The 11,571-nt window shown below is 71.5% G+C and carries 12 protein-coding genes; 4 read left to right on the top strand and 8 right to left on the bottom strand.

Annotated elements, in window-relative coordinates:
* Nucleotides 1–80: 80 nt before the first annotated feature.
* Entirely contained in the window at nucleotides 81–452 is a 372-nt protein-coding gene (locus tag O0S08_RS41925) for a hypothetical protein (protein ID WP_269035135.1), read from the top strand.
* Between the two features lie 196 nt (nucleotides 453–648).
* On the opposite strand, the gene O0S08_RS41920 is transcribed toward O0S08_RS41925, so the two are convergent.
* Nucleotides 649–2,058: an SBBP repeat-containing protein gene (locus O0S08_RS41920; RefSeq protein ID WP_269035134.1), complete on the bottom strand. Its 1,410-nt coding sequence runs from the start codon at nucleotides 2,056–2,058 to the stop codon at nucleotides 649–651.
* Nucleotides 2,059–2,579: 521 nt separating this feature from the next.
* Between O0S08_RS41920 and O0S08_RS41915 the strand changes: the two genes are divergently transcribed.
* From O0S08_RS41915 to O0S08_RS41905, 3 genes are all read left to right on the top strand, one after another.
* Nucleotides 2,580–3,509 (top strand): LysR family transcriptional regulator, encoded by a 930-nt coding sequence (locus O0S08_RS41915; RefSeq protein ID WP_269035133.1) that lies wholly within the window; start codon nucleotides 2,580–2,582, stop codon nucleotides 3,507–3,509.
* A gap of 256 nt (nucleotides 3,510–3,765) precedes the next feature.
* Entirely contained in the window at nucleotides 3,766–4,689 is a 924-nt protein-coding gene (locus O0S08_RS41910) for a pirin family protein (RefSeq protein ID WP_269035132.1), read from the top strand.
* 87 nt (nucleotides 4,690–4,776) lie between these two features.
* Entirely contained in the window at nucleotides 4,777–5,646 is an 870-nt protein-coding gene (locus tag O0S08_RS41905) for a hypothetical protein (RefSeq protein ID WP_269035131.1), read from the top strand.
* Between the two features lie 166 nt (nucleotides 5,647–5,812).
* Here O0S08_RS41905 and O0S08_RS41900 read toward each other — a convergent pair whose 3' ends face one another.
* The 7 genes from O0S08_RS41900 to O0S08_RS41870 form a co-directional block, all read right to left on the bottom strand.
* Complete coding sequence (locus O0S08_RS41900; protein ID WP_269035130.1) at nucleotides 5,813–6,535, bottom strand: LytR/AlgR family response regulator transcription factor; 723 nt, start codon at nucleotides 6,533–6,535, stop codon at nucleotides 5,813–5,815.
* A gap of 250 nt (nucleotides 6,536–6,785) precedes the next feature.
* Nucleotides 6,786–7,802, bottom strand: a complete 1,017-nt coding sequence (locus O0S08_RS41895; RefSeq protein WP_269035129.1) for a sensor histidine kinase — start codon at nucleotides 7,800–7,802, stop codon at nucleotides 6,786–6,788.
* A complete protein-coding gene (locus O0S08_RS41890; RefSeq protein WP_269035128.1) occupies nucleotides 7,793–8,395 on the bottom strand; it encodes a sugar transferase in 603 nt (200 codons plus the stop codon). Before O0S08_RS41890 ends, O0S08_RS41895 begins: the two co-directional genes overlap by 10 nt.
* Entirely contained in the window at nucleotides 8,392–8,517 is a 126-nt protein-coding gene (locus O0S08_RS41885) for a hypothetical protein (RefSeq protein WP_269035127.1), read from the bottom strand. The genes O0S08_RS41890 and O0S08_RS41885 overlap by 4 nt, the downstream gene beginning before the upstream one ends.
* A gap of 154 nt (nucleotides 8,518–8,671) precedes the next feature.
* The gene (locus O0S08_RS41880) at nucleotides 8,672–9,610 is read right to left on the bottom strand and encodes a MopE-related protein (RefSeq protein WP_269035126.1); all 939 of its coding nucleotides are present in this window, start codon (nucleotides 9,608–9,610) and stop codon (nucleotides 8,672–8,674) included.
* 257 nt (nucleotides 9,611–9,867) lie between these two features.
* Entirely contained in the window at nucleotides 9,868–10,989 is a 1,122-nt protein-coding gene (locus O0S08_RS41875) for a hypothetical protein (RefSeq protein ID WP_269035125.1), read from the bottom strand.
* A 15-nt stretch (nucleotides 10,990–11,004) separates the two neighbouring features.
* A complete protein-coding gene (locus O0S08_RS41870; protein WP_269035124.1) occupies nucleotides 11,005–11,550 on the bottom strand; it encodes a gamma-glutamylcyclotransferase in 546 nt (181 codons plus the stop codon).
* Between the last annotated feature and the right edge of the window lie 21 nt (nucleotides 11,551–11,571).

Genomic DNA, 11,571 nt, shown 5'->3' with positions numbered 1-11,571 from the left:
TCGCCGTGTCAGGGGGTGGCGGCCGGAAGCGGATCCGCAGGTCGTGGAATGCGGACGCGTTCGGCGGCATACAAGGGCGCATGTCTACCCGTCTTCCCGGACAGTCCTTTTTCGAGGGGGCGCGCGGGCGCCTCGGCGCGGTGCTGCTCGGCCTGGTCGCGTCGGCCTGCGCGCCGAAGCCCGCGCCCGCCGAGCCGGTGCCCGAGCCGCCGCCGGTCAGCGAGCCGCCGAAGCCGGCCCCCGCGACCGCGGGCGGCGAGGGCGAGTGCAAGGTCGACGCCGATTGTGTCCCGGCCTCGTGCTGTCACCCGGCCAGCTGCGTGCCGGCGGCGCAGAAGCCCGACTGCACCGACGTGATGTGCACGATGCAGTGCGCCCCGAACACGCTCGACTGCGGGGGCCGCTGCGCGTGCGAGGCCGGGAGCTGCAAGGCGATCTTCGCCAGCCCGTGAGGACATGTCCCTGCGGACATTGATTATAGGTGGATCGCCGCGGTCGCCCGGTGGGTCGACCGTGGCCGTGTTCGACGCGGTTTCACGCGAGTACGGTAGCGACTGAACAATCACCGGACAGCCGGTTTCATTCACACCAGTCACGGATTCACGACACCCGCGGCCCGGCGATGCGGGACGCGTCCTTTCGCCGGATCTACAGCGTGATGTACGCCATGATCGCGTCCCAGGGGAAGAAGCCGCCGCCGAACGACGTCTGGATGGCGCCCGGGGTGGCGATTCCGGTCGACGAACCGGTGGTGTAGCCGCTGACCGCCGCGTTGCCGAGCTCCGCGGCGACGCCCATGCAGTTGTCGGTGCTGGCGCCGCCGATGTAGCTGCCGTGCGAGGTCGAGCCGTTGTTGCCGAGGATGACGAACAGGCAGTCGGCGCCGCCGCCGTGGATGTCGTCGAACGAGTCCACGGAGGTCACGCCGCTGGTGCTGGTCGACCAGCCGCTCAGGTACACCGACGACTCCACGACCTCGATGTCGTCGAGCTCGTCGATGGCGGAGCCGCCGTAGTAACGGCTCCACACGAGGTTGCCGTTCAGCGAGACGAAGCGGGCGACGAACGCGTCATGACCGCCGCCGAGGATGGTGTCCCAGTTCGTGGCGAGGCCGCTGGAAGATTGCGTATGGCCCGTGACGTAGACGTCGCCGTCTTCGTCGACGTCGACCGCCTCGGCGCGATCGAGGCTGGTACCGCCGAAGTACCGCCCCCACAGCGGCGTCAGACTGCTGTCGTACTTGATCACGAAGGCGTCGCCGCTGCCGTTGTAGCTGGGGTCCTGGGACGTCGGCGTGGCGATGCCTGCGTTGGCCTCGGTGTAGCCGACCACCACCACGTCGCCGTTGGCGTCGACGGCGCAGCCCGTCGCGGTCGTGGTGCCGCTGCTCCCTCCGATATAGGTGGCCCGCTGGAAAACACCGGCCGACGACCACTTGGCGAGGTAGCCGTCCTGGATCCCGCCGTAGGTGGTGTCGTTCACCGTGGCGACGGCGGAGGAGGAGTTCGTGGCGCCGACCATGTACACCGTGCCGTCCGAACCGACGCACACGCCTTCGCCGGTCTCGGTGCTGGGGCCGCCGAAATAGCGGCCCCACGTGCGGCCTCCGCTCGAGGTGAACTTGACCACCATCGCGTCGGAAGAGCCGCTCAGCGAGCCGCCCCCGGCGCTAGCGACGCCGGTCGTCGAGGTGGTATCGCCGACGGCGTGGACGTTGTCGTTGCTGTCATGATCGACCGACCGGAACCGGTCGGTGCCGGTGCCGCCGTAATAGGTGTGCCAATTCACCATTTCGGTCACCGGGTCGATCTGGGCGATGAAGCCGTCGTCGGCCGAGGGCGACCCCTTGTGGGCTCCCGCGGTGGCAAATCCGTTCGAGGACATGACGCCCACCACCACCAGCTCGCCGGCGAGGTTGAAATTCGCGTCGAAACCCGCCTCGTCGCCCGTCCCGCCGTAGTACGAGCTCCAGTCGAGAAGCGGCGCCGCGTGGGCCTCCTGGAGCCCGATTGCGAAGGTCGCCGCGACCCCGCTCGCCATGACGAAATACTTGAACATACCCACTCCAACACAGGACTTGATCACGTTGCCTCCATATCGCATCACGACCTCGCCATGCCACGAACGCTCAATTGCGCTCGCGGCCACGAGACAGCTGCGGCGTCAGTCTGGCAGAAAGGTGGGGAGCGTCAAGCTCTGATTTCGCGCCGAATGCACTGCCCTCGTGCACCGGACTCGGGCCCTTCCCGACTGCGAAGCACTCTATCCATTTCGGCCTGCTGCGCGAAGCGCACGGACCTCCGCACCACGTATCGTGTTTTTTGAGCCGAAGGAACAATCTCTATCCTATGAGCGTAGTGCACGACTAGCGACGAGCCGCAGCGCTCGCCGCGCGGGCGCCGTGAAAGGGTTTGCAGCGGGTGTCGACGGGCCGGGTCGAACCCCGGCTCTCTCGCAGCAAGGCGACCCGACCGAGCGGACATGTCCTTTGGGATATCCATCGTCGCGGCGCTCCGCGGTCGCCCGCGGCGTCGCGGCGGGGATGGGCAAAACCGGCGGGTCGTGGTCCACTGGGGCCCGTGCTCGAGGCGATCAGCATCGACCAGCTCCGCACCCTCCGCGCCGTCGCCGAGGCCGGCAGCTTCACCGCCGCGGCGCGCAAGCTCGGGCGGGTGCAGGCGGCGGTCAGTCAGTCGATCCAGCGGCTCGAGGGCCAGCTCGATCTAAAATTGTTCGATCGGTCGGGTCGCGTCGCGGTGCTGACCGAGCACGGGGCTGCGCTGGTGGCCGCGGCCGAGAAGATCCACGAGGACGTCGAGGCCGTCGAGGCCCTGGTCGCGCGGCTCAAGCGGGGCGAGGAGACGCGGCTGTCGCTGGTGGTCGACGCGATGTTCCCGAGCGCGGCGCTGGTCGGCTTCGCCCGCGAGTTCGCGGCGGCGCATCCGCAGGTGGAATTGACGATCGCCACCGAGATGCTCGACGCAGTGACCGCGATGGTGCGCGACCGGCGGGCGACGCTCGGGATCGCCGGCTCCGACGCCGACCTCGCGGGGCTCGAGCAGCGCCACCTCGCCGAGCTGCGGATGATCGCAGTGGCCGCGCCGTCGCATCCGCTGGCCGCGATCGCGGGGCCGATCGAGGACGCGGCGCTGGCGTCGGCGGTGCAGATCGTGCTGAGCGAGCGCGCGGTCGACGGGCGCGGCTCGGCCGACCGCGGGGTGCTGTCGACGCGGACGTGGCGGGTGGCCGATCTGTCGACCAAGCACGCGCTGATCGTCGGCGGGCTCGGCTGGGGTCACGAGCCGGAGCACCTGGTGCGCGAGGAGCTGGCCCGCGGGCAGCTGGTGGCGCTGAAGTTGTCGGCGTGGGGCGCGGCGGCGCCGCTGCGACAGCTGGCGCTGGTGCGACGCAAGCGGTCGGCGCTCGGGCCGGTGGCGAGCTGGGCGGCGGGTCGCTTGACGGACCTGTGCCGCCTCGCGCTGGCCGAGGCGACGCAGGCCGCGAGGTGAGGCGCGGCGGCTCGCCGCGCAGCGAGGATGATGCTCGCGGATCGTTCCTCGGTGCCGCTCGAGCGCGGGCGAGGATGCCCCGCTCATCGCGCGAGTTGCGTGTTCGCTCGCCGCCTGCATGGGAGCGGCGCGAGTACGCAGGATGGCCGCCCTCGTGGGGCGTTCTCGGCGAATCCGCGGCATCACCTGGCGTGATGGCGGCCATCACTCGCGCCCCAGTTACGCCGCCGGGGTGCGGGCTCCATCCTGTCCCACCATGGATACGACGATCACGACTCCGAGTCTCTCCGGCCTCGAACTCGCTGGGCGAGCGCGCCGCGTGGAGGGCGTGCACCGCGGCGGCCCGATGCACTGGGTCGGCGACGGCTTTCACGTGCGCGGGGTGTTCCCGAGCCGCAGCCTGCCGATGGAGCGGACCAGCCCGTTCTTGCTGCTGGACCATCACCCGCGGGAGAGCTATCCGGCGCTGTCGCAGGGGCGACGCGGAGTCGGCTGGCACCCGCACCGCGGGTTCGAGACGGTGACGCTGGCGTGGGAGGGCACGATCGCTCACCGCGACACTGCCGGGCACGCGGGGATCATCGGGCCGGGCGACGTGCAGTGGATGACCGCGGCCTCGGGCATCTTGCACGAGGAGTATCAGGAGCAGGAATTCTCTCGCCGCGGCGGGGCGGTGCGCCTCGTGCAGCTGTGGGTCAACCTGCCGGCGCGGCTGAAGATGAGCGCGCCGGGCTATCAGCCGATCACCGCGGCGGACATCCCGACCGTCGCGCTCGACGACGACGCCGGCCGCGTGCGGGTCATCGCCGGCGAGTTCGCGGGGGCCCGCGGACCGGCGCGCACGCACACGCCGATCACCCTGCTCGACGTCGAGTTGCGGGCGAAGCACCGCGTCCGCGTGCCGCTGCCGGAGCACCACAACGCGCTGGTGCTGGTCGAGTCGGGCCACGCCAAGTCGGGCAGCGAGCACGCCCGCGACGGCGAGCTGTTCGTGTTCGAGAACGGCGGCGCGTTCGTCGAGGTGGTCGCCAAGGAGGACGCGCACCTGGTGGTCATGGCCGGCGAGCCGATCGACGAGCCGATCGCGTCGTACGGGCCGTTCGTGATGAACACCCGCAGCGAGCTGGCGGCCGCCGTCCGCGACTTCGAGCTCGGCAAGTTCGGCGCGGTGCCGGCGTGATCTGGTTGGAGTGAAAGGCGGCGCGGTGGTTGCCGCGCCGCCGCGGTCTGTCTATGCTCGAGGCTACTAAAGATAGGTGGTGGCCACGTGCAAAGATATCGTCGATTCGTCCTCGTCGCCTCGATCCTCGGCCTGTGGGCCCGGCCGGAGCCGGCAGAAGCGCGCAGCTGTGGGAGCTGGTCGTGGGACAGCGACTACGGCAGCGCGATGTTCTTCGACGACGCCGTCGAGGTCCCGGCCGACGTGTTGCCGTGGATGGTGATGCGGTGCGAGGACATCGAGGCGGCGGTGCCCGACGACTGCGCGCTGGTGGCCGGGGACGTGCGGATCGACGTGACCGTCGAGCTGCGGGGGGCGAGCGCCTGCGATTCGGAGGAGCGCGAGACCTTCGACGTCGTCGCAGAGTTCGTGCCGGCCGAGCCGCTGGCCCCCGGGGCGGTCTACGAGCTCGATTGCGGCGAGTTTGCGGCCTACCCCGACGATTTCCAGAGCCCGGGGACGCTCCACGTGGGCGACCTGCCGGCGTTCCCGCCCGCGGTGCTCGGCGAGCTGCAGGCGCGCGAGAAGATTGTCGATTCCCAGGGCTGCAAACCCACCGGGGGGGCGACGTGCGCGGTCCCCGATTCGATCGCCCTCTCGATCGACTTCTCGGCGCAGTACTTCGGGCAGGGCGGGTACGTGGAGGCGGTCTACGCCGACGGCCGGCTCGCGGTGGTGTCCGGGCCCGGCTTCGGCCAAGGGGCGAAGATCCCGCCGGGGCCGGGGCCCATCGCGCTCACGCCGGTCGCCGCCGACGGCACGCGCGGGGAGACGGTGGTGCTCGACGAGGCCGACATCGCGCCGGACTCCGACGAAAGCATGGCGTGCAAGGTCGGCTCCGGCGGGTTCGCGCCGGCCTTGTGGCTGCTCGGGCCGCTGGCCTGGTCGTTCATCCGCCGACGGCGAGCGATGTCCTAATAGACATGTCCGAAGGGACATCTGAGGTCGAGGGGCCTGTCGGGCGCCCGTCTCGGACCGGTGTGCCTCTCGGGTGTGTCGAGGCCGCGGCTCGACGGTGATCGTGGATGTCTCTTGGGACATGTCGACATGGCGCCCGGCGCGAGGCCGTGCGGCGACATGTCCCTCAGGACAGGCCGAGGCGACGGCGGAGACGGCGGGCGGCCTGGCGGGAGATCGGGACGAGGTCGCCGCCGGCCATGCGGGCGTTGTAGCCGCCGGTCTCGAGCGGCTCGAGGCGCTCGATCTTCTCGAGGTTGACGAGCGCGCGCCGGTGGACCCGCTCGAACGCGGTGGCCGGCAACCTGTCCTCGAGGTCCTGCAGGCTCTGGTCGGTGAGCAAGGTGCGGCCGTCGAGGTGGAGGGTGACGAGGGCGCCGTCGAACACTGCGTGCGTGAGGGCCTGCGGGTCGACGAGGACGATGCCCTCGCGGGTGGTGACCGGCAGGCGCACGAACTCGCGCGAGCCGGCCCGCTGCCCGCCCAGGCGCTGGCGCGCCCGCTCGAGCGCGCGGTGCAGCCGCACCGCCTCGATCGGCTTTAAAATGTAGTCGACGGCGCCGAGGTCGAAGGCGTCGACGGCGTGGTCGTCGTGGGCGGTGGTGAAGATGACGTACGGGCCGTCGTCCCCGAGCAACGCCGCGGTCTCGAGGCCGGTGAGGCCGGGCATGCGGATGTCGAGCAGGACGACGTCGACGTCGGCGTCCGGCTCGCGCAGGCGCGTCAGCGCGGCCTGGCCGGCGTCGCACTCGCCCGCGAGCTCGACGCCCGGCAGATCGGCGAGCAGGCGGACCAGGCGGCGGCGCGCCAGCTCCTCGTCGTCGACGATGAGGATTCGCAGGGGGGTCATCGTGACATGTCCGAAAGGTCAGTCATTGCGAGGGCGGTAGGCGCGGTCACGAGAGTCTGGGCGCCGCAGCGCGTCGCGGTCGTCCGCACGGTGTGGCGGACCGGACAAGGCCGATCAAGCATGGGGGGTGTCGTGGCCGATGGACTGATGACGAGGCTGGCGTGGCCGTCGTAGGTCGCATCGAAGCGGTATGGCATTTCGGACATGTCCAAGCGAGAATGTTTCATGGGACATGTGGCGGGGGCGGGCGTCAGGTGACGACGGTGGGGGCGGGGCCGGGGGGGATGGTGACGACGGCGCGGGTGCCGTGGTCGGCGGGGCCGATGACGAGGGCGGCGCGGCCGTCGTAGGCGAGGTCGAGGCGGCGCCGGGCCATGTGCAGGCCCTCGCCGCCGGGGCGCGGGCCGGTGTAGGGGCCGGGGTTGTCGATCACGATCTCCACGCCGGATGTCCCGGAGGACAGGTGGATGCGGACCGGCCCGCGGTGGCCGGCGGACGGGCCGTGCTTGATCGCGTTCTCGGCCAGCGGCAGCAGCAAGAGCGGCGGGACGAGGATGTCGCCGGGGTCGCCGTCGACGGCGCAGTCGAAGCGGCCGGGGTCGCGGACGGCGTGGAGGGCGAACAGGTCGCGGCAGAGGTCGAGCTCGCGGCGCAGCGGCCAGGCGGGCAGGCGGACGCCGTCGAGGATCGTGCGCAGCATGGCGGACAGGCGCAGGACGGCCCGCTCTGCGATCTCGCCGTCGGTGCGGCACCACTCGGCGATCGCGTTGAGGGTGTTGAAGAGGAAGTGCGGGTCGAGGTGGCTGCGGAGGGCGAGCAGCTGGGCGCGCTCGGCCTCGCGGGCGAGGGCCTCGGCGCGGGCGCGCTCGCGGTCGAGGCTGGCCTCGAGGTCGATGTCGCGGCCGAGGCCCCAGCCGCCGACGAGGAACAGGGCGAGGGCGACCAGCAGGCTGGCGTCCTCGGTGAGGAAGGTGCGGCCGACGCCGAACGCGGCCGGCAGGACGAGGCCGAGGCCGGCGACGACGGCGACGCCGACGAGGCCGTAGACGGCGAGGCCGAGCCAGCCGCGCGGGGCGGTGACGCGCCACAGCCACGGGGCGATCAGCGCGAACACGAGGCACATGGCCAGGCCGACGACGACCGCGCCGGGGTCGCGCGCGGGCGAGTAGCGGTGCTGGGCGACGACCAGCGGGACGCTGACGAGGACGATCGGGACCAGCCGCCGGGGGGCGAGCAGGGCCTGCAGCGTGGAGGCGATCAGGGCCATGAGACGGTGCGGGGGCGGCCGATCGGGAGCGTGGTGCGGAGGGCGCCGCGGCGCTTGCCGACGAGGTTCATCCACGCGGTGCGCAGGAGCAGGCGGAGGTCGAGGAGGGCGCTGCGACGCTCAGCGTAGGCGGCGTCGAGCGCGGCGGTCAAGGCTGACCCTTGGGCCAGGCAGACCTGGGCCAGGCCGGTGAGGCCGGGCGGGACGTCGAAGCGGCGCGCGAACGGCGGGTGCTCGGCGACCAGCCGCTCGGCGTCGGCCGGGGTGAGCGGGCGCGGACCGACGAGGCTCATGTCGCCGCGCAGGACGTTGACGAGCAGCTGCGGCAGCTCGTCGAGGCCGCGCTGGCGCAGGAACCGGCCGAAGCGGGTCGGCTTGCGCGCGGCGGGGTCGAGCTCGCAGGTCATGGTGCGCAGCTTGACGATGTGGAACAGGCGCCGGCCCTGGCCGATGCGCGGCTGGGTGAAGAAGATCGGCCTCCCGTCGCACAGCCACACGCAGCCGGCGAGGGCGCCGACGGCGAGGGCGAACAGCGGGACCAGCGGGAGCAGCAGCGCGAGGTCGAAGGCGCGCTTGCGGGCGAGGGCGCTCATCGCCGGTCCTCCAGCGCCGAGAGGTCGAGCAGCGGCAAGAAGGCGGCGGCGGCGAGGGTGAGCGGGACGAGGGCGAGGGCGAGGTGCGCGAGGGCGAGGGCGCTGTGGAGGATGGCGGTCATCGTGGGCTCCACGCGCAAGCTGGCACGCGTCGTTCCCCGCGGGGGCGGCCGTGCGGGCGAACGGTCGCGGGCGGTGGTCGAGCGGTCGCGGCGGGGCGGCGCGTGGCCGGGCAGGACGCGAGGAGCCGGCGCGAGCGACCTGCGCGGAGACGGCTCAGGGGTCGAGGCGGGCCTGGCAGACCAGGCCGACGGCGGCGAGGCTGCAGGTGCGGTCGTTGTAGGCGCCGGTGGCGCCGTCGCCGAGCTCGATGCAGTTCTCGCGCGGGCATTCGGGGTCTTCGAGGACCTCGGTGGTGCAGCGCGGGAGGCACTCGGAGTTGTCGGGCTCGCCGTCGCGCCACGGGAGGTAGGTGACCGGGTCGCCGTCGAGGGCGACCCAGTCGGCGGCGTCGGGGTTCATCGTGCACTCGTTCCACAGCGCCTGGCTGCGGTGGAGGCCGGTCCAGAAGTGCAGCTCCGTCGGCTGCTCGCCGAGGTGGTCGAAGATCCGGTCGCGGACGAAGGCGAGCTCGGTGGGGTTCTCCGGGTGGACCAGGTGGACCGCGGCGCCGAATTGCTGGCAGAAGGCCTCGCCGGCGGTGAACGCCGCCGCCTCGCTGCACACCCAGAAGACTGCGCCGCCGAGCTGCGACAGGCTGCAGCTGCCGCACTCCAGGTTGTCGGTCGAGTGCTCGTCGACGAGGCCGTCGCAGTCGTCGTCGACGCCCATGTTGCACAGCTCGGCGGCGCCGGGGTGGACCTCGAACCAGGTGTCGTCGCAGTCGCCGGCGACGTCGACCCCGCCTGGCGGCGCCTCGCAGGCGATCGTGACCGGCTCCGCGGCGCCGAAGCCGTCGCCGTCGCCGTCGGGGTACCAGGACTTCATCGGCTGGCCCATGGGACAGGTGCCGGTGGTGGCCCCGTCGGTGGTGGTGACCTCGGTCGGGGAGGTGCTCGTCGAGGACGTGGCCGCGTCGGTCGAGGTCGAGGTCGAGGTCGAGGTCGCGGTCTCGTCGGCGGTCGTGGGGCCGCCGGTGGACAGCTGCGGCAGGCTGTCGGAGAAGCAGCCCGCGAGAGCGCAGAGCGCGAGGAGGACGCCGGCGACGGGGCGCATGCGGCGAGGATAACACGGCCTTCGGCTTCATCCGGCAGCGACAGGGGAGGCGGCCGGGCGCGTCGGGTGGCGTCCGCGCCCGCCACGCCGAGATGTCCTGAAGGACATGTGTGTCGCCGAGGGGCTTGCGGGCGGCGCCCGTCGCTCGCCCATGACATGTCCCGCAGGACATGTACGAACGCGCCGGCGCGAAGACGTCGGCGGCGAGCTCGCGGGGGCGAGGGGACCTGCGGCGTGAGGCGTCGCTGGCGCCCGCCTCACGGCGGCACGGGATACAGCAGCTTCAGCGCCACGTCGGCATCGCCCTCGAGCTCGGTCGTGGGCGGAAAATACACTGTCAGCACATGGCGGCCCGGGGACAGCGTCCCCTCGAAGGAATAGCCGTTCTCGACGACGAGCCTCCCGTACGGGACCCCCGGACAACTCTCGAGGGTCGCGGCCAGCAGGCCCTTCGCGGCGTCGATCTCGGTCACCTCGAGGCGATAGCCGCCGGCGGACTCCACCTCGATCACATAGTCCTTGGTGAGGTCGTATGGTGAATCGTGGCCGGGTCCGACGAAGTGTGGATCGCCGCACTCGCCGTGGATGGTCGCCTGGAGCTCGGTCGCGGCCGACCAATCGAGGGTCTCCGCGCCCGAGCCCGTGCGACACGCCCACGGGACGAACTGGCCGAGGACCGGGTGGAGGCTCATGTCGAGCAGGCGCTCCGAGAGGTCCTCGGCGAAGACTGCCTGGTATGTGCTTTCGAATTCCTCGAAGGTGACGTCCGCGCTCAGGGAGCGGTAGAACTCCGTGAACGCCGACGCGCCGTGGCGCTCGATCGTGGCGCCCACGAAATGCATGGAGAGCGTGTAATCGCCGTAGGATTCAGGTCTCCCTCCGGAATCGATCAGGCCCCGGAACTCGTCCGGGAACTCCTCCAACTTCGTCTCCGTGGACCTGAAGCTGCCCAAATATTCGGCCAGTCCCTCGGAGAGGATGGGATGTCCCCTGCCGAGGCCCGCGGCGCCGACCACGTGCACGAGCTCATGCACGATCTCGAACTCGCGGACGAAGACCCCCTGCCGGCTCCCCTTGAAGCAACCCGTGTTCGAGTCGGCGCAACCCCAACGCTCCGGGGATGAGAGGCCCTCGGGGACCCAGGTGTAGCGGATCCGCGACGAGGGCGGGGAGATGTCCAGGAAGTCGGCGACGCGCTCGATGAACGTGTCCCACCGCGCCAGGCGATCGTCCATGCACAGCGTGGAGGTGTCGGCCCATGTTCCGTACGCGACGTACTTGCTGCTCGCGGAGATCTCGGGCAGCTCGACCCCTTCATCCTCCTCTGCGCAGGAGGAGAGTGCGAGCAGGAAGAGGGTCGTGATTCGCGGGTGGCGCATACGGGGCTCGTCGGGTCAGATCGGTGCGAATCCGTCGACCTCGCGCTCGAGCTCGAACACGTGGGGGTCGTCGACGGCGAGCTCGCGCAGGGCGGCGGCGAGGCGGACCAGGTACTCGCGGTTCATGCCGCTGGGGCCGCGGCTATGGGCGATCTGCCGCGCGATCGCGGCGACGGAGGCCGGGCCGAGCCAGTTGGGGTTGTCGGGCGCGGCGACGTAGGTGAGCGCGGTGACCTCGCGCGGGGCGGCGCCGAGGACCTGCACCGGCAGCTCGAGGCGGGTGTAGCCGCCCTGCTCGCGGACGTCGAGGGTGTGCAGCACCGCGGCGACGTCGGCCTCGGCGACGCGGTAGGCGACGCCGCCGCACAGCGCCGCGGCGCTGGCGACGAGGGTGACGACGCGGCCCGGGGCCTCGGGGACGCCGCGGTGGTCGGTCGAGCCCTGGTAGAAGCGGCGCTCGTAGCCGGCGGCGCGGGCCGGCAGCCGCTCGGCGTAGGGGATCGCCGGCCGCCAGATCAGCGAGCCGTAGCCGAACAACCACAGAGATGTCTGATCGGTCATGTCGTGATAGACAGGGTCTAT

It is taken from the genome of Nannocystis punicea (assembly GCF_026965555.1).
Lineage (GTDB): Bacteria > Myxococcota_A > Polyangia > Nannocystales > Nannocystaceae > Nannocystis > Nannocystis punicea.
Note: the sequence above shows the minus strand (reverse complement) of the source record. Positions and strands in the feature narration are given on the sequence as shown.